Origin of the sequence: Exiguobacterium sp. s152 (assembly GCF_018618335.1) — a bacterium.
Lineage (GTDB): Bacteria > Bacillota > Bacilli > Exiguobacteriales > Exiguobacteriaceae > Exiguobacterium > Exiguobacterium chiriqhucha.
In genome coordinates this window covers 130804-155266 of sequence record NZ_JACSLX010000004.1, presented here as the reverse complement: position 1 = coordinate 155266, position 24463 = coordinate 130804, and the positions used below count along the sequence as shown (strand labels likewise).

Sequence of the window (24463 nt, the reverse complement as noted above, 5' to 3'; positions counted from 1 at the left end):
ACCCTTTTTTTTACTGCGCTAACATGTGAAACCGTGCGGCACCAATCAAGTTGGCCTCGTTGAAATGGGCACACGTCTCGATGTCGATGCGGAACGTGCCGAACGCGTCACAGAGCGCATCCAAGTGTCGTTTAATCCCGTCCCGGACTTCCGGACGGCGACTGATGCCACCACCGATTAAAATCAGATCCGGGTCGAGCCCGAATTGGAGATTGTACATGCCAATCGCGTTCCAGCGATAGAAGCGCTCTAATTCCGTTTGGATGACCGGATCGGTTTGAAGCGCGAACACATCTTTTCCGGTGAGTGGACGACCGAGCTGTTCGCTGCAACGCTTGACGAGGACGGCCGTCGAGCCGATGGCGCTCCATGTTCCGTCAGGATGAGGTAAGTTCGGGTCCAAAATCCAGTACCCGTACTCACCGCCGTGGAAGTGCGACCCGACCATAAGGACGTTCGAGTCGACGAACGCTCCACCGATGCCGGTTCCGATGACCACGGTCGCATAGCGTTTCACGGATGCGGCCGCACCATTCCATCCTTCTGCAAGTGCTGCCGCATTGGCATCGTTCAAGACGGTGACCGGTAAGTCGTAACGGTCTTCGAACGGCTGTAGAAACGGACGATTGTGGATATAAGGCAATGCGCTGATGCCATGAATCACACCGGTCGTCGAATCGACGGAGCCGGGCGCACTGAAGGCGATTCCGTCGAGTGGGGCCTCGACGGTAGCTTCGTTAAAAATCACATCGACGTGATCAAGCAGGCCGTCCCACGTCGCTGGGGTTGGGACGTGTTTGTTCGACAGGAGGTTGCCGTCGGCTTGGACGACTCCGTATTTGATACTAGTACCACCAATATCGATGGCTAAATAATGTTGCATGTCTTGTTTCCACTCCTTATGGCAAGAACGCGGCCCCGATGACGCCAGCGTCGCCATGCAGTTGCTGCAGGACGAGGGGGGTCGCTCCTCTCAAATGAGGGTATACTCGCATCGCGACCGCGTCTTGTAACTGATTCCAGTATAACGGAGCCGAAGCCGTCACACCTCCTCCAAGAATGATGACGTCAGGGTCGACCGTGTGGATGATATTGGCGAGACCGGTCGCTAAATCCTCGACGAACGTGTTGCGTTCGATTTCGTCTGTCAAAAGCGTCATCGAATCAGTCATTCCTTTAGTGCGGGCACGTTCGTGAAGTGCCGTTCCACTCGCATGCGTCTCAAGCGCTCCGACGTTCAGCGTCGGATGTGTTGGTCCGTCCGTACGAATAATCATATTGCCGACTTCTCCGGCGCTACCATGAGCCCCACTAATCAAATTTTGCTTATAGACGAAGCCGCCGCCAATACCTGTGCTGACCGTGACGTAAAAGACGGAGTCGACATGACGACCAGCCCCGAACTTCGCTTCGGCGAGTGCCGCCGCATTGGCATCATTCTCTAACGTGACAGGTAGGCCGAGCAGAGTGCATAGCGGCTCCACGATCGTCTGATGGTGCCAGTTCGGGAGGTTCGGCGGGGTCAAGAACGCACCTTGTTTTAAGTCGAGCGGACCAGGAGCTGCGATGCCGACGTGCGTGATGTCATATTCGAGTTGGAATCGTTCGACGGCAAGCTTGATTTGGTTCAACAAGGTGTCGAGCTCAAGGTGTGGCTGTGTCTTCAACTTATATTGTTTCTCGAGGCGCCCTTCTGTCGACACGACGGCGATTCGTGTGTTTGTGCCGCCCAAATCGATGCCGATGCGGGCTTTTTGTTTCGTTGGAGAGGATACGCCGGTGACGAGGCACGTGGCCGTTCCGTCCAACTGAAATGACTGATCCGCTGGCAAAAGCAACGTCGCACCAATATCGAAGGACGAACCGTCAATCTCAAGTGTCCCATCGACGACCGAGAGCAAACGGAACGTGTCCGTCGAGACGGATTCTTCGCGTTCGATCGTCCATTTTTCGACAAAGAAATACGGATTGCGCGTCAACTGCGTCCGGAAATGATTCAGTGACAGGACATGTTCCACATAGTCGAGATGGGGTGCAAAGGAGGCAAGGGTACCTTGATTGACGTGGAGATCACGTGTGCGGCCCGTCGTCGGTTCAGTGCGTCCGTAATCATAGAGACGGTACGTCGTATCTGAACTTTGTTGAATCTCGAGAACAGATACGTCTTTCGTCAAAGCGTGGACAGTCCCGGCCGGCACGTACAAAAAATCGCCGCGGCTGACAGGTCTTCGAATTAAACCGGACATGACATCACCAGCCTCGAGCGCCTGTTGTAACGTCTCTTTCGACTCGAACGTATGCCCGTAGATGATTTCTCCCCCTTCTGGCGCGTCGAGGATGTACCAGCATTCATTCTTTCCATACGGTTGACCCTCGAGCGACTGCGCCAACTCGTCATCAGGATGGACTTGAATCGATAAATCATCGTTCGGATCAATCCACTTGATTAACAATGGAAATACCGAAGCATCGATACCGAATAGTTCACGATGCGTGTTGTACAGTTCGCCTAGTGGCGTCCCCGCGTAAGGGCCAGCAGACACGACGGAACTGCCTTGCGGCAACGCCGAGGCGGTCCATGCTTCGCCAATCGAGACTTCATCAAAATAAAAACCAAAACGCTTTAAGCGGTCGCCTCCCCAAAGACGATATTGATAATGCGGCTGTAACGGGATGATTTTCATCGTCAATTCCCTCACTCTCATTTATTATCGTATACACTTTTAAATTTAAAAACTAAACAAACTTTAAATCAAGTATAGACATGAAATTAATCATGTGTATAATAAAAGTTGTAAACGATTTCAAAAAAGGAGTGATCGAACATGAAGAAGGTATTACTTGCTTGTAGTTCAGGAATGTCGACGAGCCTGCTCGTCACGAAAATGCAACAGCACGCGGCGTCAATCGGGGACGAAGCGAAAATTTGGGCAGTCGGTCAAGACCAGGTTGGTAAGGAGATGGAAGAGGCGGACGTCATCCTCATCGGACCGCAAATGCGCTTTTTGCTCGACAAATTGAAAGCGCAAACATCAAAGCCGGTCGAAGTCATCGACATGATGGCCTACGGAACGGCGAATGGGAAAGCAGCGTATGAGCAAGCAATCAAATTGATGGGGTGAGGTCATGGAAGGAACGGAAGAGTTAACGTTAGAACAGATGGCGTTCATGATGATTTTGCATAGCGGGAACGCTCGGAGCACGATTCAAGAAGCAATCCAAACGTATAAGAAGGGTTCCTACGAAGCGTTTGAAGCGCAGCTAGCGACAGCACGTGAACAGTTAAAAGAAGCGCATCAGACGCACTTTAGCCAAATTCAAAAAGAGGCGAACGGGGAGAAGACGGACATGTCACTGTTGCTCCTTCACGCCGAAGACCATCTCATGTCGACTCAGACGATGCTAGATTTGACGGCAGGTCTGATTGAGATGATGGAGCAAAAGATTGTAAATCCTAATCAAGAAGGGTGAATCCTATGTCACAGGACAACAAAATGTTCTTATTGATCAGCAAGTTGCTCATGCCGATGGCGACTTACTTGAACAACAGTCGGTATTTGCAAGTCTTACGGGATGCGTTCATGCTCGCGTTCCCGATTACCATGTTCGGTTCAATCGTCGTCGTTATTGCCAACTTGCCGTTCTTAGACAAGTTCATGTCGGAAGGGACGCTGAATGCGTTCAAATCGTCACTCGGTAACGCCCCATCGGCCACGATGGGAATCATGTCAATCTTCGTCGTTTTCGGTATTGGCTATTATCTTTCGAAAAGTTACAACGTCGAAGCCGTCTTCGGTGGGGCGATTTCGCTCGTATCGTTCCTCTTGTTGACACCGTTCCTCATTGAAGTCGAAGGAATGACAGAAGCGGTCGGTAACGTCCTCCCGCTCGATCGTCTTGGCGCCAAAGGAATGTTCCTCGCCATGATTACAGGTTTCCTCTCAGGTGAGATTTATCGATTCGTCGTTCAAAAGAACTGGACGATCAAAATGCCGGATGGCGTACCGCCGGCGGTTGCGAAGTCGTTCTCGGCGCTCGTTCCGGCCTTGTTGACGCTCACGGTCTTCTTGCTCCTCAACATCGGTGTGACGAGCTTGTTCAATACGAACTTACATGACGTCATCTTCAACGTCGTGCAACAGCCGCTCGTTAAATTGGGTAACGGTCTCGTCCCAACGTTGATCGCCATCTTCTTCGTCCAATTGTTCTGGTTCTTCGGGTTGCACGGACAAGTCATCGTCAACTCGGTCATGGATCCAATTTGGAATACGTTGTCGCTTGAAAACTTGAACGCGTACACGGCGACCGGAGAAGTACCGAACATCATCAGTAAACAGTTCGTCGAAATCTATACGGTCGGCCTTGGCGGCTCGGGCTCGACGCTTGCCGTCATCGTAGCGATTTTGTTGTTCTTGAAATCGAAGCAGTTGAAACAAATCGGGAAACTGTCACTCGGACCAGGGATCTTTAACGTCAACGAACCGGTCATTTTCGGTCTGCCGATCGTCATGAACCCGCTCATCATGATTCCGTGGATTGTCGCCCCACTCATCACGGTCACAGTCACTTACTTTGCGATGTCGACAGGGCTCGTCCCGCCGCCGACAGGGGTCGCGGTACCTTGGACCGTCCCGATGTTCATCAGTGGGATGATGGCGACGAACTCACTTGCCGGCGGATTGCTACAACTCGTCAACTTCTTGATCATCTTGGCGGTCTGGTTCCCATTCCTTAAATTTATTGACCGTTTGAACTTGAAGAAAGAACAGGAAGAAGCCGCTAACCATAAAGACGAAGCGGTATGAATGAGAAATAGAGAATAAGGGAGAGAAAGTTTATGACGAACCCGACAGAAACGAAAACATCAGCAGCAGTGACGTATCAATTCCCGACCGATTTTTGGTGGGGGACGGCCTCTTCGGCGACGCAAATGGAAGGTGCGGCGTTTGAGGGCGGCAAAGGCTTAAATATTTGGGATTATTGGTATATGCAACAACCGAACCGATTCTTCAATGGCGTCAGCGCGACGGAGGCGTCTAACTTCTATCATTTGTACGAGCAAGACATCGCACTCATGAAGGAGCTCGGACATAACACGTTTCGTTTCTCAATCTCGTGGTCACGTCTATTCCCAGAAGGCGTCGGTGAGGTGAATGAAGAGGCGATCACGTTCTATAACAATGTGATCAATTGCCTCATCGATCATGACATCGAGCCGTTCATCAACTTGTATCACTTCGACATGCCGATGGCGCTTCAAGACCGAGGCGGTTGGGAATCACGTGACGTCGTCGACGCTTACGTACAGTTCGCGAAGACGTGTTTCGAACTTTTCGGAGACCGTGTGATGACATGGTTCACCCATAACGAACCGATTGTACCGGTCGAAGGCGGCTACTTGTACGATTTCCACTATCCGAACGTCGTCGATTTCAAGCGTGCCGTTCAAGTCGCTTACCATTCGATCTTATCGAGCGCGCTCGCTATCCAGGCGTATCGGAAGCAGGGACAACCCGGTCAAATCGGGATCATCCTGAATTTGACACCGTCGTATCCGCGCAGTCAACATCCGGCCGATCTGAAGGCGTCGCGCTTGGCCGACGCCATCTTCAACCGCTCGTTCTTGGACCCGTCCGTGCTCGGGACGTTCCCTAAAGAACTCATCGACGTGTTACAGGAACAAGGCGCGATGCCGGAGATGCAGCCGGGCGACTTGGATCTTATTCGGGCGAATACGATCGACCTCCTTGGCATCAACTACTATCAACCGCGTCGGGTCAAGGCAAAGGCGTCGCTTCCGAATCCTGATGCGCCGTTCCTACCCGAGAATTTGTTCGACTTCTATGAGATGCCGGGTCGCAAGATGAACCCGTATCGTGGTTGGGAAATTTATGAGCAGGGCGTCTATGACATCTTGATCAACTTGAAAGACAACTATGGCAACATCCCGTGTTTCATTTCTGAGAACGGGATGGGCGTTGAAGGGGAAGAACGTTACCGTGACACCGACGGCAGCGTCCAAGACGACTACCGGATCGATTTCATTCGCGAGCATTTGAAATGGACGCATCGGGCGCTCGAAGAAGGTGCGAACGTGAAAGGGTACCATTTATGGACGTTCATGGACAACTGGTCATGGAGCAACGCCTATAAGAACCGCTATGGGTTCGTCGGTGTCGACTTGGCGACCCAAGAGCGGACCGTTAAAAAGTCTGGTCACTGGTTCAAACAAGTGATTACCAATCATGGATTTACAGAATAATAGGAAAAGCTGACAAGGACCTACTCTTTGTCAGCTTTTTTTGATATATTATTTGTATATGTCTATACATGAGGTGGAATATGTCTACAAAGAAAAAACCAAAATATGAATCGATTGCGGATGAGATTCGGCATCGGATCAATGAACAGGCTTATGAACTCGAAACACCGCTCCCAGATGAGATTCAATTGGCAGAAGAATTTGGTGTCAGCCGTATGACGATGAAGCGTGCTCTCGAGATTCTCGTGATGGAAGGCTTGATTTATCGGAAGCGTGGCAAAGGGACGTTCATCTTGCCAGCCAGTTTCCAAAAAGAACGCATCAACATCATCAGTAAAGAGACGAGAGGATTGACGCAAGTCATCGGCGACCGCAGTTTGCGCAGTGAAGTGCTCGATTTTGAAGTGAAGTTCCCGACCCAGGAAGTCGCTGACCATTTGATGATTGAGCTGACGGAACCAGTCTATGAGATTCGTCGTGTCCGCTATGTGGACGAAGAGCCGTATGTCATCGAATTGACGTACATGGTCGCCAATCTAATTACAGGACTGTCGCGTAAAATTTTAGAGAAGTCGGTCTATAGTTACATCCAACAGGAGCTCGGTTATACAATCACGAGTTCACACAAGATGATTCGAGCAGACAAGCCTGACGAGTACGACCAACGTTACTTGAAGAATGACATTACCGACCCAATCATTGAAGTCGAACAAGTCGTTTACTTGAGTAACGGGAAGCCATTCGAATATTCATTCGCCCGGCACCGCTATGACAAGTTCGTTTTCTCTTCGGTCAATATCGTTCGATGACGTCGCCGGAAAAGGCGACTTTTTGCGAAGGAGGTTCGAATGGACGTTCACATTGAACAAGCCGGGTATGAACGCGGTGAGTCGGTCATTGAGGACATCGAATTTGAGGTCCGACCGGGCGAAATCGTTGGGATGATTGGGTCGAACGGGGCCGGGAAGAGCACGACGCTCGCCTGTCTCACCGGAACAATCCCGTGGATGCGTGGAACGGTGAAAATCGACCGCTACGCCTATATCCCCGAGCAACCGGTTTACTATGATTATTTGACGCTCGAGGAACATATCGCTCTCGTATTGGAATTGACGAGTGTTCACACTCGCGAGCGGACAGACGAATTGCTGCGTCTGTTTCGGCTCGAGACGGTCCGGTACGACTATATCGCCTCGTTCTCAAAAGGGATGAAGCAAAAAGCGATGATTCTGTTGGCGCTCATCCAAGAGGCGAAGTTTCTCCTTGTCGATGAGCCGTTCGTCGGACTCGACGCGACGACGACGATTCAGTTGCTTCGTTTACTTGAAGCGGAACGCCGTCAAGGCACCGGGGTGCTTCTCGTCACCCACGTCCTCGACACGGCAGAGCGGTTATGCGACCGCTTCGTCTGGATCGATGACGGACGCATGCTCGCAAGTGGGACGAAAGATGAATTGCGTCTCAGCCTGCAAACCGAAGGCGAGTCGCTGTTCGATATGATGGAAGATGTGGTTATGCGATGAATGAACATCAGCTGTTTGCTAGACGTATTCGAGTCCATATGACCAAGCAGTGGAAGACGTGGCGGCTCATTTTGGATTGGACAGTCGTTCTTTACGGAGTCATTCCGTTCGCCATCTTTCTCGGATATCAATACCGATTGCTTTGGCAAGGTGAGCTTAGATGGGTGAGCCAAGTACCGATGTTCGTTTGGGCGCTTGGAATTGGAATCGTACTACTCAGAAATCAGTTTTTCGTCTGGATCGAACGGGCGGACGTGACGCTGATCGCCAAACGTTCTTTGATTCACAGATTGAAGCACGATTCGTTGTTTTATTACGCCATCAAACTAGGTTCAACGCTCCTCTTTGTCCTATTGGCATTCATCCCCGTGCTTTGGCTTGACGGTTGGCCCGTTGTCTCCATATCCGCATTTGGGATCAGCCTCCTGTTTTTGACCGGGATTCATACGTGGATCCGTTATCAGTTGACAGTCCGGCGCAGCCATTGGATGTTACGAGTTACGGTCACTTGTGTGACGTTCGTTTGTATGTATGCGCTCCTCAGCGACTCGCCTTTAGGGGCGGTCGTCCTCGGCAGCGGCCTCGTTGCATTTGCGATGTATATCGGAGAAGGATGGCTGTCACGCCACCCATATCTTAGTCAAGAACTCGAACGTAGTGAGGCGCTGCGTATGGCTTTCGACCGGGCCTTATTATCCACGTCGGGTGCGATCGAGAAACCAAGTCGGCGCAAACGTCCGCTTTATCGACCGAGACCGAATCGGTTTGGGTCCGCCCGGCGTACGTCGGCCATTTTACTCTATATACGGACGCCGCGTCATCGGAACCTATGGTTGCGTCTCGTCCCACTTGCCGTCACCGGAATGCTCCTCGTGCCGAGCTGGTTCAAGTTGCTCATCCCGCTCTATGTCGGCTATGTGCTGTGGCAAGAACGACAGGCGTTCAAACAAGAGATGGAGCGTCATCCGTTTTTCCGCGCCATCCAAGAAAGGACAGATTTATGACTGAACAAGATTATGAACGATTGCTTCAAATCGAGACGGCGAAACCGCAACAAGGGTTCCCGGCCTCGGCTGAATACCATCGCTATGAACCGACTCCTTATGAGGCGCTCGACTTGTTGCGTGACGCCTATCCGCTCGCGGCCACGGACACGGTCGTAGATTTCGGTTCGGGGAAGGGGCGGCTTCCGTTTTATCTCGCCTATACGTTCCGGGTCCGGGCCATCGGTGTCGAGATGGACGGCGGCTTCCATGAGGCGGCGCTCGAGAATTGGATGAACTATGCCAAGAAACATCGGACGCGTGGCAGTGTTCAGCTCGTCCGCGGCTACGCCGAACAGTTTGAGGTGCCGGCTGAGGCGAACCGCTTTTATTTCTTCAACCCGTTCTCGGTGAACGTGTTCCGGCAGGTCGTCGCGAATATTATCGACTCGGTCGAGCGCACACCGCGCCCGGTCGACCTCATCCTCTATTATCCGGCCGATGAGTACTTACATTTTTTGAACGATGAGACGCCGTTTCGCTACGTGCAGGATGTCCGATTACCATTGAAGAATCTTCATGAGCGCTTTCTCATTTATCGTTTTGATATGATGGAGTCATCTTGGTGAATGGGGAGTGGAAAATCGTGAAAAAAGAAGATATTTTAGACGCGTATCGTTGGCGTCAAGCGACGAAAGAGTTCGATGCGGACCGAAAAATCGATGAGGAAGATTTCGAGTTCATCTTGGAGACGGGCCGTTTGTCACCGAGTTCGTTCGGTTTCGAGCCGTGGCAGTTCGTCGTCGTTCGTCGCGAAGACTTGCTCCAAAAGATTAAAGACCATGCTTGGGGTGCACAAGGACAAGCGTTGACGGCAAGTCATTTCGTGTTGATTTTGGCGCGGACGCCTGAAGCGATGCGATATGATTCGGACTATATCCGTCACGTCGTCACGGACGTCCAAGGGCGGACGGAAGACGAATATGCCCTCCGTGTGAAGCGTGTCCGTGAGTTCCAAGAACAAGATTATCGATTGTTGGACGACGAGCGTGTGTTCCAAGAGTGGATTAAACGTCAGACGTACATTCCGCTCGGCAACATGATGACGGCTGCTGCCCAAATCGGTGTCGACTCATGCCCGATTGAAGGGTTCAATCAAGCAGATATTGACGAATTGTTGATTTCAGAAGGTGTCATGGAACGAGGCGCTTGGTCGCTCTCGGTCATGGTCGCGTTCGGACATCGGGCCCGTGACTTCGCGCCGAAGACACGCCGTGACTTCAACGAGGTCGTCAAATACATCGGATGAAAAAAAGCTCAAGCGCCTCGGCGCTTGAGCTTTTTCTTATTTCCAGTCTGTGATGCGGTCGATTGGGAAGCGGACTGATTGGTAACCGTCTTCCGCGGCTTTTCCGATTGAGAGGAGCATGACCGGAAGGTAGCGCTCTTTTTCGAGGCCGAACGCTTCCGCGATGTTCGCTTTGTCATAGCCACCAATCGGGTTCGTGTCATAGCCGTGGGCGCGGGCGACGAGCATGAGCTGCATCGCGACGAGGCCTGAGTCGAGCAAGATACTGTCTTTGATTGACTCTTTCGGTGCATCTTTGAAGATGCCTGTAATCATATCGACTTGACGGTCGCGGACGTCTGGCGGCATGAGGCCACGTTCAACGGCCGTATCGAAAATCTCTTCTGTGTAATCGGCCATTTGATAATCGGCGAAGATGGCGATGACGGCAGATGACGTCTCGACTTGGCGTTTGTTGAAGCTTGCGAGCGGGAGGAGCGTGTCTTTGCCTTCCGCGCTATCGATGACGACGAAGCGCCAAGGTTGTAAGTTAAGTGAAGACGGAGCCGTCGTCGCTTCCTCCAAGATTTGTGTCATCTCTTCTTTCGAGATTTTGACATTCTCATCGTATACGCGAATCGAGCGGCGTCCTTTGACGATCTCCATAAAGTCTTTTTGTGTAGTCGTGTTCATATAAGGGTCTTCCTTTCGTGTTGAATGTTGGTTTGTAATGTATTTAGCAATTCGAGTAGCTGTTGTTGATCCTCTACCTTCATGTTTACAAAAAGTCGGTCCGATAAGCACTTCTTTTGCTCGGTCCAATGTGCAATCCGCTCACGACCGTCATCCGTCAAATCGACAAAGATGACCCGATTGTCTTGAAGACATCGTTCGCGCGTGATTAAGCCCTGTGTCTCAAGCTGTTTTAAGTGACGCGTGATGGCGGCATGGTCGACGCCGACCCGTTGTTGCAATTCACGTTGCCGTAACGGTCCGACGTGATGCAGGTTGCTTAAAATATCGAAGCGGGTCGAACTGAGTCCGTCCATTTCCGTATCGAACAGTTGGGCGAGTTCTTTTTGTACGGTGATGACGTGGTAAAGGATTTCGTCGCTGAGCGAACAGGCGTCGCGCATGAAACATCCTCCTTAAAACTAATTGATAAATCAATCATTGATAGGTCACACAATTCATCCTAATCGGTTTGAAGAGAGAAGGCAAATAAAAAGATTCAAAAAAACTGTTGTCAAACTGTTATATAATAGTCTATATTATATTCAACTGATATATAACAATTATTCGAAAGGATGTGACGGATTGGAACAATACGTAAGGATTGGCACATATCGTGTCCATCGTGCACTCGTCAACTTGATTGCGCAGCGGGTATTGCCCGAAGAGGCTTCCCGGCAACAGTTTTGGGTGGGGGTCGGTCAAATTCTAGACGACTTCACGGAGCGGAACGAAGCATTGCTGGAAGAACGAGTAGCATATGAACGACTGTTACAGGACTGGTACAAGGAACATGGTCCGACCTTCGAGCAACATCGATACGAGGCGTTCTTGCAAGACATCCACTACATCGAGCCAATCGTTCCCGATTTTACAATCGACGTCACGAACGTCGACTCAGAGATTATACAGGCCGGGCCACAGCTCGTCGTCCCGCTCGATAATGCGCGCTATGCGTTGAACGCGGCGAATGCTCGCTGGGGCAGCTTGTACGACGCCTTGTACGGAACGGACGTCATCGACACGGACGAGGAGCCGACGGCTGGATATAATCCGGAACGAGGGGCGAAGGTCATCGCCTACGCCAAACGGTTTCTCGACGACACGTTCCCGCTCCGAGACAGCTCGCATGCGGAAGCGGACGGCTATCTCGTGTCAGAGGGAAGGCCGTACGCCATCATCGAAGGGAACCGCATCGCGTTCCAAGACGATTGTCTCGTCGGCTATGTCGGGGAGGCAAGTGATCCGAAGAAGCTCCTGCTCGTCCACAACGGGATTCACGTCGAGCTGAAGTTTGACCGGAACCATCCAATCGGAAAAACAGATCAAGCGGGACTTGTCGATATCGAGCTCGAATCAGCGTTATCGGCCGTCATCGACTGTGAGGACTCGGTCGCGGCCGTGTGCGCCGAAGAGAAAGTCCAGCTCTACTCGAACTGGCTCGGTCTCATGGACGGAACACTCGAGGCGACATTCATGAAAGGCGGGAGACGACTCACACGGAAATTGAACCCGGACCGGCATTATATCGGACCGGAAGGACGTGAAGTCACGCTACCGGGACGGTCACTCTTGTTCATTCGCAACGTCGGACACTTGATGACGACGGATTTGATGCTTGATGAGGCAGGGCGTGAAGTGCCGGAAGGCATCCTGGACGGGATTTTCACAGCGCTCATCTCGAGCCGTCATCTCGACGCTAGACACAATTCTCGCGAACGTTCGATCTATATCGTCAAACCGAAAATGCATGGCTCGAAAGAAGTCGCCTTCACGAACGATTTGTTCGACGCGATTGAAGACGTGCTCGAGCTGCCGCGTCACACGATTAAAGTTGGTGTGATGGACGAGGAGCGTCGGACGTCGCTCAATCTAAAGAACTGCATTGAACGAGTGAAAGAGCGCATCGTCTTTATCAATACAGGCTTCCTCGACCGGACCGGGGATGAGATTCACTCCTCGCTCACGCTCGGACCGATGCGCCGAAAAGGTGAGATGAAAGCCTCGGCTTGGCTCGACGCGTATGAGCGGTCGAACGTCCGGTGCGGACTCGACGCCGGATTCCATCGAAGCGGACAAATCGGGAAAGGAATGTGGGCCATGCCGGACCGTATGGGCGAGATGATGCGCGAAAAAATCAACCATGTCCGGTCCGGGGCGACGACGGCCTGGGTCCCATCACCGACGGCCGCCACGCTTCATGCACTCCATTACCATCAAGTCGACGCCTTTGACGTCCAACGTGAAGTGGCCGCTCGTTCGTTCGATCATGTGATGGAACGGAGTCGGTTGCTTGAAATCCCACTCGCCACGCGAGACTACACGGACGAAGACGTGAACGAGGAGCTCGAGAATAACTTGCAAAGCTTACTCGGGTATGTCGTCCGTTGGGTCGAACAAGGTGTCGGCTGCTCGAAAGTGCCCGATATTCATCATGTCGGCTTAATGGAAGACCGGGCGACGCTCCGTATCTCGAGTCAGCACGTGGCCAACTGGTTGTATCATGGCGTCTGTAGTCGAGAGCAAGTGGAAGCGACGCTCGTCCGGATGGCCGGTGTCGTCGACGCGCAAAACGCGTTGGACCCGTACTATCGCCCGATGACGCCTGACGTGGAGCGTTCGATCGCCTATCAAGCGGCGCGAGATTTAGTATTCGAAGGCGGCGAATCGCCGAATGGATATACGGAACCGATTTTGCACCGGCGCCGTCGACAGTTTTTACAACAAGTGACATTAGAACCGAACTTAAAAGGAGGAGCATCATTATGACAACGAAAAAAGTCGAAAGCGAACAGTTAATTGAACGTTGGGTCGTCCGTCGAATCATCTCAGGGGAATCGACAGCGACGCTAGCGAACACGGCGTTCGTCTACGGGAACGATTTGATGCGCCTCGTCCTAGACCGGGCCGACGGATCGCTCCAAATCATGAGAGAGCCAGTCGAAGAAGTCGTCGTGTTCCGCAAACCGGAAGAACGTGATGAAGAGAACGTCTGTCGCTGCTGCGGCATGGAACACTCGTCGTTCAAATCGGCGCTCGAATGCTGTGCCTATTTAGATTAATTTTTGCACCATCTGTTATATAACAAAAAATTAAAATTATAATTAATATAATACAGGAGGAATGGATATGAACGAACAACACGCACAAATTGAGGAAATGATACAGTCGGAACGATTTGAAGGGGTCGAACGTCCATACGGAGTCGAAGACGTGATGCGGCTTCGGGGGTCAGTGTTGATTGAACATACGCTCGCGACAAAAGGAGCGGAACGGTTATGGGAGTTACTCCACGAGCGGGACTACGTCCACGCGCTCGGGGCGTTGACGGGGAACCAGGCCATCCAGCAAGTAAAGGCTGGTCTTGAGGCCATCTATTTGAGCGGTTGGCAAGTTGCCGCCGACGCGAACTTGTCGGGACATATGTATCCGGATCAAAGCCTGTATCCGGCCAATTCGGTGCCGAGCGTCGTCAAACGGATCAATCAGGCGCTTCAACGCGCCGACCAAATCCAAACGGCGGAAGGAAAAGGCGATACGCATTGGTTCGCCCCGATTGTCGCTGACATGGAGGCCGGTTTCGGCGGTGTGCTCAACGTGTTCGAACTGACGAAGGCGATGATTGAGGCGGGGGCGGCCGGTGTCCATCTTGAGGATCAATTGTCGTCAGAGAAGAAGTGCGGACATCTCGGCGGGAAAGTGTTGCTACCGACACAGACGGCCGTGAAAAACTTGATTGCCGCTCGGCTCGCGGCAGACGTCATGGGGGTGTCGACGATTATCGTCGCCCGGACGGATGCTCACGCGGCGAATTTGATTACGAGCGACATCGACCCAATCGACCATCCGTTCATCGTCGGTGACCGGACACCGGAAGGGTTTTACCGCACCGAGGCAGGCATCGAACAGGCAATCGCGCGTGGTCTTGCCTACGCACCGTACGCTGACCTCGTCTGGTGCGAGACGTCCGAGCCCGATTTGGACGAGGCACGCCAATTCGCAAATGCGATTCACGCGAAATATCCGGGCAAACTGCTTGCTTACAACTGCTCACCTTCGTTCAACTGGAAGAAGAAGCTGTCGGACGAGGAAATCGCAACATTCCAACAAGAGATCGGTGCGATGGGGTACAAGTTCCAATTCGTCACGCTCGCTGGCTTCCACTCGCTCAACTTCGGAATGTTCGAACTCGCACGCGGATACAAAGCCCGCGGGATGGCTGCCTATTCCGAGTTGCAGCAAGCTGAATTCTCGGCGGAGCAGCATGGCTATACGGCGACACGTCACCAGCGCGAAGTCGGGACCGGGTACTTTGATGAAGTGTCACTCGTCATTTCTGGAGGCCAGTCGTCGACGACGGCACTGGCCGGATCGACAGAGGCAGAGCAGTTTGAAACGCCTTCCCATTAATCGACGCCCCTCACAAAATGAGGGGCTGTTTTGTGTCCAAATTTGGAACGAGGCAATCCCGTTCACCTAAATGTGACGTATTTCACATTTTTGTCGTCAAACTCTTGCTACGCTAAATATGTCAAAACGAATATGGAGGTTATGACAGATGACACAGACATTCACGGGCGATACGCACGTATCTGAAATCGTCAAACAATGCCCGCAAGCAGCAGACATCTTCAAACGGAACCGAATCGATTTTTGTTGTGGTGGCAACCGACCACTCGCTGAAGCGACTGACAAATCGAAACGGTCGACAGAAGATATTTTAGAAGAAGTCAATGCGCTCTATCAACGCAAGCAAGAGATGAACGAGAAGAGCATCGATTGGGATGCCGCTTCTTCTTCGGAATTGATTGAGCACATCATTTATAAGCATCACCAGTTTTTGACGGACGAATTGCCTCAGCTCACACCATATGTGACAAAAGTGTTCCGGGTTCACGGACAAAATCATCCGCACCTCGGTCGCATTCACCAATTGTTCAATCAATTGAAAGTGGAACTTGAACAACATATCGTCAAAGAAGAGACGGAAGACTTCCCGACGTTGCTTCGTCATGAGACGGCACCGACAGCTGAAACGAGACGGGAGCTTGATGACATTTTGGCTTTGCTCGAGTCAGAACATGCAGCAGCGGGTGACATCTTGAAAGAGCTTCGGCACATCACGAACGACTATACGCCGCCTGAAGGTGCGTGTGGGACGTATCGTCTTGTCTATCAACGGTTAGAAGCGCTCGAATCGGATACGTTCGAACATATTCATCTCGAGAACAACATTTTATTCCCGCGGGCGCGCACGTTCGCTTAATAAGGGCACACCTCTACTGACGTAGGGGTGTATTTTTGTGACGTTTGATACAGATGGGAGGCGAAGCAATCGCTACGATAAAAGAGAAGCAAAGGAGTGATCAATCATGAAACGGGTGAGTGGAGTCATCATAGGGATGGCAGTCGCCTTATTACTAAGTCAAGTCTGGTCGAGTTCAGATTCGGAGGACACCGTGACCATCCTAGCAGCGGCGAGCTTAGGACCGGCTTTGGAAGAGATCGAGCGACAACTTGAAGCGGAATTCGAGGGGATTGATGTTCGGGTCGTGACGAACGGGAGCGGCGCTTTGCGAGCACAAATCAATCACGGGTCTCCGGCAGATATCTTTTTAGCCGCGAGCGTTGACGATGTCGACCGATTACAAATCCCGATTCTAGAGCGGGATATGTTCTTGCATAACGAATTGTGGCTCGTAACACCGAAAGGGAAACCGTGCGCGGAGACGTGGGACGACTTAAATACATGTGCTCGCATCGTCATCGGTGATCCGATCAATGTCCCGGCCGGTCGTTACGCAAAAGTGGCGCTCGAAGGGGAAGATGTGTGGGAGGAAGTGGAGCCGCGAGTCATGTTCGCCCAAAACGTGAGACAAGTGCTGACGCTCATCGAACAAGGTGACGCCAATGCGGGATTCGTTTATAAAACGGAACTCACGACGGCCATCGAGTCGATTCAGTCGGTCCCGTTTGAAGCGACGGGTGCGATTTCGTATCCGGCAGTTCGCTTAACGCATGATCCATACGTCCGCGATATCTATGCGCGTTTGTTTGATGATGAGATTCAAGCTCACTTTTTGGCGAAAGGATTTTCCAAATGACGCAATCTCCACTTCAACTCACATTCGAAGTCGGGATGATGGCGACGGTGAGCGCCTTCGTCCTTGCCTTCGGAGCGGCCTATTTCATGCATCACCGTCAATTTAAAGGAAAGCGGCTGCTGGAGACAGTGTTTTTACTGCCGCTTATCTTGCCGCCGACAGTCATCGGGCTATACGCTTTGATTGTCCTTGGGAACAACGGGATCGGTGGGTTCTTGCCCGTCACCATCTTGTTCACCAAACAGGCGAACGTCATCGCGTCCGCCTTGGCCGCGTTTCCGCTCATCTACCAAACAATTCGTCTCGGGCTCAAACAACTCGATGCAGAATGGTATGAGGCCGGACGCGTGCTCGGCGGGTCAGAGCGTCAACTGTTCACTTACGTGACGATTCCACTGCTGCTACCCGCGTTGACGAGCGGCTTCGTCCTCGGTTTCGCACGGTCAATCGGCGAGTTCGGGATCACGATGATGATTGCCGGGAACATTCCGGGCGAGACGATGACACTCGCTACTGCGATTTATATGGCGACAATCAACGGTGATATGACCCAGGCACTCGTCTGGAGCGGATGGTTGGTTGGTTTGGCGTTTTTAGTCCTATGGCTGAGTGAACGTTATGGCAAACGTCAATATTAGTCAATCACGTCGACTTTTTTCACATAAGACCGGTTCGGAGTATTTAAGATACTTGGGCCGGTCTTTTTCCAAATGTGGACGTGGTCCCCGACAGCGATTTGTTCGAACGTGGCTTTCACTTGAAACTTGAACCAACTTACGTCTTCCGGTTCACTTTGCGCGAAAAGAGTGTCAGGAGAGAGCGTGGCCTCTTCTGCAGTGATACCACTGATGACGAGAGCGGTGCGGTCAAACTCATTCACTTCAATCACATATCCTTCGACGTCTGGCTCGGTCGTCGCCCGGTTAGCGAAGACAAACCCGATGGAAAAGACGACAAGCATGGCTGCGATGGCGAGAAATAACATGATTTTGAATGATGATTTCATAAGGGAACGCCTCCTTCGTTCATTATTCTGTCACGTCTCGAATCGCTTATCTGTGAAAAAAGTAACAGTTAAGTCGAGATGTCATCTTTATGATGAAACTATGAAGTCGCTCGGAAAGAGAAGGAGGAACACATATGTCCGATCGTTATTTTTATTCGACCGCTGCAAAGTGGTCGTTCGTAGGATTCACCGCCTTGGTGCTCTCGACGTGGGTCGCGTCGGCAGGATTTGAGCACGTGGACATGGCGTTGTTCGGCTACTATATCGCCGCCGTCATTTGCATGATTGGGATGGTCGTTCGTTTGACGTTATTCTTTGCACGGCCGGCCACTTCGCAAGTATTGAAGCGGAGCCTTAAACAAATGAAGGCAGAAAAGAAACGGGCCAGTAAAGCCGTCGCCACGACAACTGTCAATAACATCGTCTTACAGAAGTTCATCTGGGAACGTGGCTGGTACCGCTGGACCCAACATATGTTGATCGCCTGGGGATGCCTCGGGTCGTTCGCCATCACGTTCGGCTTGACGTTCCAATGGATGCGCTTTGATTTGATTGATATCGAGACGTATCAAATCGTCGTCTTCAACACCCCGACCATCAAAATGGCCGCGCACGGGTTGTTCGCCGAGCTCGTCTATAACGGCTTGAACATCACCGCGCTCATGTTGCTCGTCGGCGTGCTCATGGCACTCTATCGCCGGATTAACGACCAGGACGTGAAAGTGACCCAGCGATTCGAATTTGATATTTTACCGCTCCTCATGTTGCTCATCGTCACCGTATCAGGTCTCTTGTTGACCGTGTCGTACGTATTCTTCGGCGGCTTCGTCCATCATGAACTCGCCTTGTTCCATCAATTGACCGTCATCATCTTTTTATGCTACTTCCCGTTCGGTAAACTGTTCCACTTGCCGGTCCGACCGATGGCAGCCAGCGTACCGATGAACTACCGGGAAGTCGAAGCGGATGAGACGCGTGTCTGCGCTGGTTGTGGCACACGCTATGCAACGGACAATCAAGTCGAGGACGTCCAAGCGATTTTACAAGCACAGACGATTCAGCTCGGACTCAGTGACGGGACCCAGCTGTCGGATTACTGCCAACCGTGTCGACGTTCGATGCGTGTGAAGATGCAGTTGAACTTGATGAATGGACAGTTGTCGACGCACCCGGTCGATACGAATACCGGCATGTCGATGCCAGGGTTCGGCCGGCCGAAGGAGACGAAAGATGAGGCAAAAGATGAGACACCTGTGCGTTAAATGCGGAGAACCGACCGGGACGCTTGAAGAAATCGAGCAAGTGAAACAATTGCTCGAAGGGTCGGACCAACTCGTAAAAGTCGATGCGGCACATACGGTCCAAGACCTCTGTCACGCCTGTCGTCGTCGGGCCCGGCTCGATTCGGCGCTCGGACGGCCAGGAAGTGACGGGATGCATTATCCGCTTCAAACGATTAACGGCTATCACGTCAGTGGATTTTCAAAACGAAGAGCGGAAACGTTCTATGGAGGGGAAGACGATGAGTGACTTTTTAACGTCGCCAGAAGTACAGAACTTAATCAAACCTGGTGAGAAACTGATTACGACCCATTGTTGTTACTGCGGTATGCAGTGCGGCATGCACATCCGGGTCGATGAGAAGACCGGAGCCGTCAAAGGCGTCGAACCACGCTACGATTTCCCGGTGAATAAAGGCAAGCTTTGTCCGAAAGGCGTCACGGCCTATCAAACGATTGAGCATCCGGACCGCATCCTCACACCGCTCATCAAGCGGAATGGCAAGTTTGAGAAAGCGACATGGGACGAAGCGCTCGACGTGATCGAAGCGAACTTTAAACGGATTCAACGAGAGCACGGAAAGGATGCGGTGTCTGTCTTCGGCGGCGTCTCGATGACGAATGAGAAATGTTACCTCGTCGGGAAGTATGCGCGGGTCGCACTCGGCACACGATTCATCGACTATAACGGCCGCTTCTGTATGTCATCTGCTGCCGGCGGTTTCTTAAAGACTCTCGGGATTGACCGCGGGGCGACGCTCCCGTGGACGGAGTTCGAGCATGTCGACACGTTCTTTGTCGCCGGTTCGAATATCGCCGAATGTCATCCGACGACGACGCAACATATTTGGAAAGCAAAGGACAAAGGCGCGAAAATCATCGTCGCCGATCCGCGTGAGATTCCGATGGCGCGTGTCGCCGATGTTCACCTCGATTTGAAACCGGGGACGGATGCGGCGCTTGCGATGGGACTGCTCAACTTTTTAGTCGAACACGATTATGTCGATCAAGCGTATGTGGATGAGCGTTGCGATAACTACGAAGAGTTGAAGGCGTCGGTCCGTGACTGGACGCTCGAACGGACGAGTGATGTGACGGGGATTGCTATCGAAAAGCTTGAAAAGGCAGGTCACATTTACGGAAAGAGCCCACGGTCGGTCATGTTGTTTGCCCGTGGTGTCGAACAACAGTCAAAAGGCGTCGACAACGTCTCGCTCTACACGTCGATGGCACTTCTGCGCGGCATGGTCGGAAAATTCGCCTCGGGTGTCGCTACGATGACCGGGCAAGGGAATGGCCAAGGCGGACGGGAACATGGACAAAAAGCCGATTTGTTACCGGGCTACCGGAAGTTAACTGACCCGAAAGCCGTCGAATATGTGAGCGGTGTCTGGGGCATCGATCCTTCCGAGATGCCAAAACCAGGTGTGTCTGCATTCGAAATGTTCGATGAGATTCAAGCGGGAACGATTCGGGCGATGCACCTCATGTGTTCGAATCCGGCCGTCTCGGCACCGAACCTACCGTACGTGTGGGACAGTTTCAATAAGCTCGATTTCTTCGTCGTCAGCGACTTCTTCATGTCAGAATCTTGCGAGTTCGCGGACGTCGTCTTGCCGGCTTGTTCGTGGGCCGAAGATGAAGGGACGACGACGAACCTAGAAGGACGTGTCATTCGGATCCGGAAAGTACGCGAACCTCTCGGAGACTCGCTTCCAGACTGGGACATCATGAAGCGGATTGCTGAACGGATGGGACGCGGACAGTACTTCCCGTACGAGACGGCGCGTGACATTTGGGAGGAGTTCCGCATCGCGACAAAAGGTGGAGCGGCCGACTACTCCGGAATCACGTGGGAACGAATCGACAACGAATATGGTGTCTTCTGGCCGTGTCCGTCTGAAGACCATCCGGGCACACCGACGATGTTCAAAGAACGGTTTGGTACGGCAAACGGGAAAGCGAATTTGCCCGTCGTCACGTATCGACCGGCCGGCGAATATGCGAATGAAGAATATCCGGTCACGCTCACGACGGGCCGTGTCGTCTTCCATTACTTGTCTGGCAACCAGACGCGTCGTGTCGATTTCTTGAGCACGATGTCAAAATTGCCGTTCGTGGAGATTCATCCCGAGCTCGCCTCAAGTTATGGCCTACAAACGGGTGACAAAGTCGAACTGCGGACACGCCGCGGAGCGATGGTCGTCGAGGCGCGTTTGACGAAGGCGATTCGAAACGATACCGTCTTTGTCCCTTACCATTGGGGCAAAGAGCTCGCCATCAATCAATTGACGAATCCGTGTCTCGATCCGATGTCACGCATGCCTGAGTTCAAAGTATGTGCGGTTCAATTGAAGAAGTTACCGGCGAATACGCCGCTACACATTAACCCGTTGACGGTGCCACTCGGTTCGAGCGTACCGTTCATGGCGGACCATGCGATTACAACGAGCTGTCACGTCATGGATGAGGAGGTTCATACGAAATGAATAAAGTCATGTATTTAGAATTTGAACGTTGTATCGGCTGTCGAGCTTGTCAGGCTGCTTGCCGCGAATGTGGTGATCATGACGGACTTGAGCGCAACTACGTGGACTATATCGATTTCTCGGAGAACCGTCAGACGTTCCCGATGATCTGTATGCAATGTAAAAATCCAGCTTGTGCTCAAGTGTGTCCGGCCAATGCGATTCAAATCACGCCAGAAGGTGTCGTCTTATCGGCTTCCGAAGAAAAATGTATCGGCTGCCGGAACTGTACGTTCGCCTGTCCGTTTGGAATTCCGAAGTTCGATTTTGAGAAGAACAAGATGTATAAATGCGACATGTGTTACGACCGTTCCAAACATGATATCGCGCCGATGTGTGCGTCAGTTTGTCCGTCAGATGCGATTCGTTTCATTGACCATGACGAGATGATGCAACTGCGTCGTCAGCGCGTTCAAATGAACATGATTGAAGGAAAAAAACCTTCACAAGACGATAAATGGAATTACGTCCCTGAATTCTTTGGCGTCTATTCCGACTGAGACAGAAAGGAAGATGACTTATGTCGAAAGATTCAAAAGAGCGGGAACGGTTATCCGCACTTGTCGATAACTTGAGTCGGGCCGATGATGTGAAACTGAACCGACGTGCCTTCATCAAATCGACGTTTGGGGCCGGCATCGCGCTCGGTCTCGCGACGGTCCCGTTTAATATCGCGACTTTCGTCCGCAGTGCACCGAGAACCAATCGTCAGTTCATCACGACGGTCGCGGCGCTCGAGCGGGGGAAATCACTCGAATTCGAATATCCAGGCACGGAGCCATCGTTGCTTGTTCATTTAAAGACCGGTGAGTTCGTTGCCTATAACAACAAATGTACACATCTGCAGTGTCCTGTGTTTTATGTAGAGGAAGAAGATGTGCTACTCTGCCCATGTCACCGCGGCTACTTCGGTCTGGATGGACAGCCCCAAGCGGGTCCGCCACAACGGGAGCTTCCTAAAATCCTACTTGAGATTGAAAACGGGAAAATCTTTGCGGTCGGAAGAGAGATTCATCATGGGGCGTAACGGTTGGAGTTTAATCGGATTGGTCGTGTTGCTCGCAACGAACATGGTGCTGTTGCAATATACAATTGAGAGCTATATGGTGTATGATCATGCCTCGATGCGACTATATATGGTCATCGCCATCATCAATGTCGGATTGATCACCTTGTTATATCGATATTGGAAAAAAATTGAATATCGTACAAAAGAATAGTCGTCCCCTTGAAACGCTTCCAAATGTTGATTGCGTTTCGAGGGGGTTTGTGTTTAGAATGAAGGCAAGCTTTCATATGGTGCAACGTGTTTTTAAGGAAGGTCGGTGGAAATGGCTCATTCAAGTAAATCGATGGTGCTCGAGGAAACAAAAAAATTGGCACATCGAATCATTCATGTCCCCAAAGGCGGGTTTCTGTTCCGGGAACAAGAAGACGCATCCGAATTTTATATTGTAAAGAGTGGACTAATCCAAATTTCGAAATTGACGGAAAATGGAAAAGAATTGACGTTACGTTGTTTAAGCGCTGAGGCTTGTTGCGGAGAATTGACGTTGTTCGCAATCGATCCGAAATATCTGTTTAACGCGAAAGCGTTAGAAGACAGTGAAATTTATGCGGTCAAAATCGAACGGATTGAAACGATGATTTTGTCATCGAATCCCGAGTTCGTCCGCGAGTTCATGATTATGATTAACGAACATATGCGGAAGCAGCATACGAAATTTAGAGACTTGGTGTTGAACGGGAAGAAAGGGGCGCTTTATTCGACGCTCATTCGCATGGCGAACAGCTATGGGGTGGAAGTCGAAGGTGGCATTCTCATCGACTTGAAACTGAAAAATCAAGAGCTCGCCAACTATTGCGGAACGTCGCGCGAACGCGTGAACCGCATGTTGAACGAGCTCGCCCAAGAGGGGATTTTGTCGCTCCCGTCTCGTCAAATCATCATTCATGACCTCGACCGCTTGAAACAGCTCAACCATTGTGAGGACTGTCCCATTTCAGTCTGTGTCATCGATTGATCACATCACGGCGGCAAGTGATAGCTCGCCCTCGAAATGTTCTAACCCATCGGCCTCGATTGTACAGGCCGATACATAAAAATCGCCATCTTCCATCAACTCGTAAGACCGAAGTACTCCTTCGGCTAGCTTGACCCCGTTAGCACGGACTTCGACGACGACACCTTCCATCGAGCGAACGCGCGCTGCGGACAAAAAGTCCAGCCAACGTTTGAAGTGGCGATAGACGGTGACCACCGTCCCGTCCCCTAGGTAGCCGATGACCGCCTGGGTATCATCGATCGTCACGTCGTGGTTTGTATCGATTCGGACAAGCAAGTCATGCAGGGCTTGCAGTTCTTCCATCGGACTTTCCAGTGGGAACGTGACGGTGATGCCCGTCTCCGTGAACGCCGCTTCGGCAATCGAGACACCGAAGACGCGGAACACATGGGCCCCATCTTGACTGAAGAAATATGGCTGCAGCGCCAAACGAGCCTCGGATGCGCAATGAATTTGAATAAGATGTGACACAGTTATCCCTCCTCTATTCCTTACGATAAGGAATCGGGGAGGGTTTTTCTGTGTTCAATGTCACAGAACCGAAAGAAAGGCGATTTTGTCACAGATTGATGACAAGCCGATAAAAAAACTCAACATGCGAAATAAGTGTGAAAGAAGGCACACTTTTTTAAGGGAGGGGTCGATAGGATGGGATTAGGATACGAATTGAACCGTTTAGAGGAGGAATAGA

The 24463-nt window shown here is 51.6% G+C and carries 28 protein-coding genes; 22 read left to right on the top strand and 6 right to left on the bottom strand.

The window, feature by feature from the left end; all coding sequences use genetic code 11:
- Positions 1–10: 10 nt before the first annotated feature.
- Together KNP72_RS09245 and KNP72_RS09240 are read right to left on the bottom strand one after the other, a co-directional pair.
- The gene (locus KNP72_RS09245; RefSeq protein WP_214832995.1) at positions 11–883 is read right to left on the bottom strand and encodes an ROK family protein; all 873 of its coding nucleotides are present in this window, start codon (positions 881–883) and stop codon (positions 11–13) included.
- Between the two features lie 16 nt (positions 884–899).
- The gene (locus KNP72_RS09240) at positions 900–2684 is read right to left on the bottom strand and encodes a type I phosphomannose isomerase catalytic subunit (protein ID WP_214832993.1); all 1785 of its coding nucleotides are present in this window, start codon (positions 2682–2684) and stop codon (positions 900–902) included.
- A 141-nt stretch (positions 2685–2825) separates the two neighbouring features.
- Here KNP72_RS09240 and KNP72_RS09235 point away from each other — a divergent pair, with 141 nt between their 5' ends.
- The 9 genes from KNP72_RS09235 (at position 2826) to KNP72_RS09195 (ending at position 10077) form a co-directional block, all read left to right on the top strand.
- Positions 2826–3122 (top strand): PTS sugar transporter subunit IIB, encoded by a 297-nt coding sequence (locus KNP72_RS09235; RefSeq protein ID WP_021067999.1) that lies wholly within the window; start codon positions 2826–2828, stop codon positions 3120–3122.
- A 4-nt stretch (positions 3123–3126) separates the two neighbouring features.
- Positions 3127–3471: a PTS sugar transporter subunit IIA gene (locus KNP72_RS09230; RefSeq protein ID WP_214832991.1), complete on the top strand. Its 345-nt coding sequence runs from the start codon at positions 3127–3129 to the stop codon at positions 3469–3471.
- A 23-nt stretch (positions 3472–3494) separates the two neighbouring features.
- On the top strand, positions 3495–4805 hold the full coding sequence (gene celB / locus KNP72_RS09225; RefSeq protein WP_029596337.1) for a PTS cellobiose transporter subunit IIC: 1311 nt from the start codon (positions 3495–3497) through the stop codon (positions 4803–4805).
- A 32-nt stretch (positions 4806–4837) separates the two neighbouring features.
- A complete protein-coding gene (locus tag KNP72_RS09220) occupies positions 4838–6262 on the top strand; it encodes a glycoside hydrolase family 1 protein (protein WP_214832989.1) in 1425 nt (474 codons plus the stop codon).
- 80 nt (positions 6263–6342) lie between these two features.
- Positions 6343–7071: a GntR family transcriptional regulator gene (locus KNP72_RS09215; RefSeq protein ID WP_021068003.1), complete on the top strand. Its 729-nt coding sequence runs from the start codon at positions 6343–6345 to the stop codon at positions 7069–7071.
- Between the two features lie 39 nt (positions 7072–7110).
- Positions 7111–7785 carry an ABC transporter ATP-binding protein gene (locus tag KNP72_RS09210; RefSeq protein WP_029596334.1) on the top strand — a complete coding sequence of 225 codons (675 nt, stop codon included), beginning with the start codon at positions 7111–7113 and terminating at the stop codon, positions 7783–7785.
- The gene (locus KNP72_RS09205; RefSeq protein ID WP_214832987.1) at positions 7782–8789 is read left to right on the top strand and encodes an ABC transporter permease; all 1008 of its coding nucleotides are present in this window, start codon (positions 7782–7784) and stop codon (positions 8787–8789) included. The genes KNP72_RS09210 and KNP72_RS09205 overlap by 4 nt, the downstream gene beginning before the upstream one ends.
- On the top strand, positions 8786–9397 hold the full coding sequence (locus KNP72_RS09200; RefSeq protein ID WP_058765356.1) for a class I SAM-dependent methyltransferase: 612 nt from the start codon (positions 8786–8788) through the stop codon (positions 9395–9397). The genes KNP72_RS09205 and KNP72_RS09200 overlap by 4 nt, the downstream gene beginning before the upstream one ends.
- Before the next feature lie 17 nt (positions 9398–9414).
- On the top strand, positions 9415–10077 hold the full coding sequence (locus KNP72_RS09195) for an NAD(P)H-dependent oxidoreductase (RefSeq protein WP_214801658.1): 663 nt from the start codon (positions 9415–9417) through the stop codon (positions 10075–10077).
- 36 nt (positions 10078–10113) lie between these two features.
- Here KNP72_RS09195 and KNP72_RS09190 read toward each other — a convergent pair whose 3' ends face one another.
- Positions 10114–10749 carry a nitroreductase family protein gene (locus KNP72_RS09190; RefSeq protein WP_021068008.1) on the bottom strand — a complete coding sequence of 212 codons (636 nt, stop codon included), beginning with the start codon at positions 10747–10749 and terminating at the stop codon, positions 10114–10116.
- A complete protein-coding gene (locus KNP72_RS09185; protein ID WP_021068009.1) occupies positions 10746–11192 on the bottom strand; it encodes a MarR family winged helix-turn-helix transcriptional regulator in 447 nt (148 codons plus the stop codon). The genes KNP72_RS09190 and KNP72_RS09185 overlap by 4 nt, the downstream gene beginning before the upstream one ends.
- A gap of 181 nt (positions 11193–11373) precedes the next feature.
- On the opposite strand from KNP72_RS09185, the gene KNP72_RS09180 reads away from it, so the two are divergent.
- The 6 genes from KNP72_RS09180 to modB all read left to right on the top strand — a co-directional run bounded on the left by KNP72_RS09180 (position 11374) and on the right by modB (position 17530).
- Positions 11374–13557 (top strand): malate synthase G, encoded by a 2184-nt coding sequence (locus tag KNP72_RS09180; protein WP_214832985.1) that lies wholly within the window; start codon positions 11374–11376, stop codon positions 13555–13557.
- Positions 13554–13850 (top strand): hypothetical protein, encoded by a 297-nt coding sequence (locus KNP72_RS09175; RefSeq protein ID WP_214832983.1) that lies wholly within the window; start codon positions 13554–13556, stop codon positions 13848–13850. The genes KNP72_RS09180 and KNP72_RS09175 overlap by 4 nt, the downstream gene beginning before the upstream one ends.
- 67 nt (positions 13851–13917) lie before the next feature.
- Positions 13918–15198 (top strand): isocitrate lyase, encoded by a 1281-nt coding sequence (gene aceA, locus KNP72_RS09170; RefSeq protein WP_214832981.1) that lies wholly within the window; start codon positions 13918–13920, stop codon positions 15196–15198.
- Between the two features lie 148 nt (positions 15199–15346).
- A complete protein-coding gene (gene ric / locus KNP72_RS09165) occupies positions 15347–16054 on the top strand; it encodes an iron-sulfur cluster repair di-iron protein (protein ID WP_214801649.1) in 708 nt (235 codons plus the stop codon).
- A gap of 106 nt (positions 16055–16160) precedes the next feature.
- On the top strand, positions 16161–16892 hold the full coding sequence (gene modA / locus KNP72_RS09160) for a molybdate ABC transporter substrate-binding protein (protein ID WP_214832979.1): 732 nt from the start codon (positions 16161–16163) through the stop codon (positions 16890–16892).
- Positions 16889–17530: a molybdate ABC transporter permease subunit gene (modB, locus tag KNP72_RS09155; protein WP_214801645.1), complete on the top strand. Its 642-nt coding sequence runs from the start codon at positions 16889–16891 to the stop codon at positions 17528–17530. The genes modA and modB overlap by 4 nt, the downstream gene beginning before the upstream one ends.
- Here modB and KNP72_RS09150 read toward each other — a convergent pair.
- Positions 17527–17898, bottom strand: a complete 372-nt coding sequence (locus KNP72_RS09150) for a DUF3221 domain-containing protein (protein ID WP_214801642.1) — start codon at positions 17896–17898, stop codon at positions 17527–17529. The genes modB and KNP72_RS09150 overlap by 4 nt on opposite strands.
- A 134-nt stretch (positions 17899–18032) precedes the next feature.
- Here KNP72_RS09150 and KNP72_RS09145 point away from each other — a divergent pair, with 134 nt between their 5' ends.
- The 7 genes from KNP72_RS09145 to KNP72_RS09115 all read left to right on the top strand — a co-directional run bounded on the left by KNP72_RS09145 (position 18033) and on the right by KNP72_RS09115 (position 23730).
- The gene (locus tag KNP72_RS09145) at positions 18033–19160 is read left to right on the top strand and encodes an MFS transporter (protein ID WP_214832977.1); all 1128 of its coding nucleotides are present in this window, start codon (positions 18033–18035) and stop codon (positions 19158–19160) included.
- Positions 19141–19428, top strand: a complete 288-nt coding sequence (locus KNP72_RS09140) for a hypothetical protein (RefSeq protein ID WP_114164958.1) — start codon at positions 19141–19143, stop codon at positions 19426–19428. The genes KNP72_RS09145 and KNP72_RS09140 overlap by 20 nt, the downstream gene beginning before the upstream one ends.
- Positions 19421–21667, top strand: coding sequence for a molybdopterin oxidoreductase family protein (locus tag KNP72_RS09135; RefSeq protein ID WP_214832975.1), 2247 nt, complete (start codon positions 19421–19423; stop codon positions 21665–21667). Before KNP72_RS09140 ends, KNP72_RS09135 begins: the two co-directional genes overlap by 8 nt.
- A complete protein-coding gene (locus KNP72_RS09130) occupies positions 21664–22206 on the top strand; it encodes a 4Fe-4S dicluster domain-containing protein (protein ID WP_021068020.1) in 543 nt (180 codons plus the stop codon). Before KNP72_RS09135 ends, KNP72_RS09130 begins: the two co-directional genes overlap by 4 nt.
- 20 nt (positions 22207–22226) lie before the next feature.
- On the top strand, positions 22227–22733 hold the full coding sequence (locus KNP72_RS09125) for a QcrA and Rieske domain-containing protein (protein WP_214832973.1): 507 nt from the start codon (positions 22227–22229) through the stop codon (positions 22731–22733).
- Positions 22723–22926 (top strand): hypothetical protein, encoded by a 204-nt coding sequence (locus tag KNP72_RS09120; protein ID WP_214832971.1) that lies wholly within the window; start codon positions 22723–22725, stop codon positions 22924–22926. The genes KNP72_RS09125 and KNP72_RS09120 overlap by 11 nt, the downstream gene beginning before the upstream one ends.
- A 111-nt stretch (positions 22927–23037) precedes the next feature.
- Positions 23038–23730, top strand: a complete 693-nt coding sequence (locus KNP72_RS09115) for a Crp/Fnr family transcriptional regulator (RefSeq protein WP_021068023.1) — start codon at positions 23038–23040, stop codon at positions 23728–23730.
- Here the strand turns inward: KNP72_RS09115 and KNP72_RS09110 are convergent, their stop codons facing one another.
- Complete coding sequence (locus tag KNP72_RS09110; RefSeq protein ID WP_021068024.1) at positions 23731–24243, bottom strand: hypothetical protein; 513 nt, start codon at positions 24241–24243, stop codon at positions 23731–23733. It lies immediately after the preceding gene.
- Positions 24244–24463 lie beyond the last annotated feature (220 nt).

Coding starts and splice junctions, on each gene's coding strand:
- KNP72_RS09235 (WP_021067999.1), top strand. CDS start 2,826: ATGAAGAAGGTATTACTTGCTTGTAGTTCAGGAATGTCGACGAGCCTG.
- KNP72_RS09120 (WP_214832971.1), top strand. CDS start 22,723: ATGGGGCGTAACGGTTGGAGTTTAATCGGATTGGTCGTGTTGCTCGCA.
- modA (WP_214832979.1), top strand. CDS start 16,161: ATGAAACGGGTGAGTGGAGTCATCATAGGGATGGCAGTCGCCTTATTA.
- KNP72_RS09210 (WP_029596334.1), top strand. CDS start 7,111: ATGGACGTTCACATTGAACAAGCCGGGTATGAACGCGGTGAGTCGGTC.
- KNP72_RS09230 (WP_214832991.1), top strand. CDS start 3,127: ATGGAAGGAACGGAAGAGTTAACGTTAGAACAGATGGCGTTCATGATG.
- KNP72_RS09175 (WP_214832983.1), top strand. CDS start 13,554: ATGACAACGAAAAAAGTCGAAAGCGAACAGTTAATTGAACGTTGGGTC.
- modB (WP_214801645.1), top strand. CDS start 16,889: ATGACGCAATCTCCACTTCAACTCACATTCGAAGTCGGGATGATGGCG.
- KNP72_RS09185 (WP_021068009.1), bottom strand. CDS start 11,192: ATGCGCGACGCCTGTTCGCTCAGCGACGAAATCCTTTACCACGTCATC.
- KNP72_RS09240 (WP_214832993.1), bottom strand. CDS start 2,684: ATGAAAATCATCCCGTTACAGCCGCATTATCAATATCGTCTTTGGGGA.
- KNP72_RS09140 (WP_114164958.1), top strand. CDS start 19,141: ATGAGACACCTGTGCGTTAAATGCGGAGAACCGACCGGGACGCTTGAA.
- KNP72_RS09130 (WP_021068020.1), top strand. CDS start 21,664: ATGAATAAAGTCATGTATTTAGAATTTGAACGTTGTATCGGCTGTCGA.
- KNP72_RS09205 (WP_214832987.1), top strand. CDS start 7,782: ATGAATGAACATCAGCTGTTTGCTAGACGTATTCGAGTCCATATGACC.
- celB (WP_029596337.1), top strand. CDS start 3,495: ATGTTCTTATTGATCAGCAAGTTGCTCATGCCGATGGCGACTTACTTG.
- ric (WP_214801649.1), top strand. CDS start 15,347: ATGACACAGACATTCACGGGCGATACGCACGTATCTGAAATCGTCAAA.
- KNP72_RS09150 (WP_214801642.1), bottom strand. CDS start 17,898: ATGAAATCATCATTCAAAATCATGTTATTTCTCGCCATCGCAGCCATG.
- KNP72_RS09135 (WP_214832975.1), top strand. CDS start 19,421: ATGAGTGACTTTTTAACGTCGCCAGAAGTACAGAACTTAATCAAACCT.
- KNP72_RS09115 (WP_021068023.1), top strand. CDS start 23,038: ATGGCTCATTCAAGTAAATCGATGGTGCTCGAGGAAACAAAAAAATTG.
- KNP72_RS09200 (WP_058765356.1), top strand. CDS start 8,786: ATGACTGAACAAGATTATGAACGATTGCTTCAAATCGAGACGGCGAAA.
- KNP72_RS09145 (WP_214832977.1), top strand. CDS start 18,033: ATGTCCGATCGTTATTTTTATTCGACCGCTGCAAAGTGGTCGTTCGTA.
- KNP72_RS09125 (WP_214832973.1), top strand. CDS start 22,227: ATGTCGAAAGATTCAAAAGAGCGGGAACGGTTATCCGCACTTGTCGAT.
- KNP72_RS09215 (WP_021068003.1), top strand. CDS start 6,343: ATGTCTACAAAGAAAAAACCAAAATATGAATCGATTGCGGATGAGATT.
- aceA (WP_214832981.1), top strand. CDS start 13,918: ATGAACGAACAACACGCACAAATTGAGGAAATGATACAGTCGGAACGA.
- KNP72_RS09190 (WP_021068008.1), bottom strand. CDS start 10,749: ATGAACACGACTACACAAAAAGACTTTATGGAGATCGTCAAAGGACGC.
- KNP72_RS09245 (WP_214832995.1), bottom strand. CDS start 883: ATGCAACATTATTTAGCCATCGATATTGGTGGTACTAGTATCAAATAC.
- KNP72_RS09220 (WP_214832989.1), top strand. CDS start 4,838: ATGACGAACCCGACAGAAACGAAAACATCAGCAGCAGTGACGTATCAA.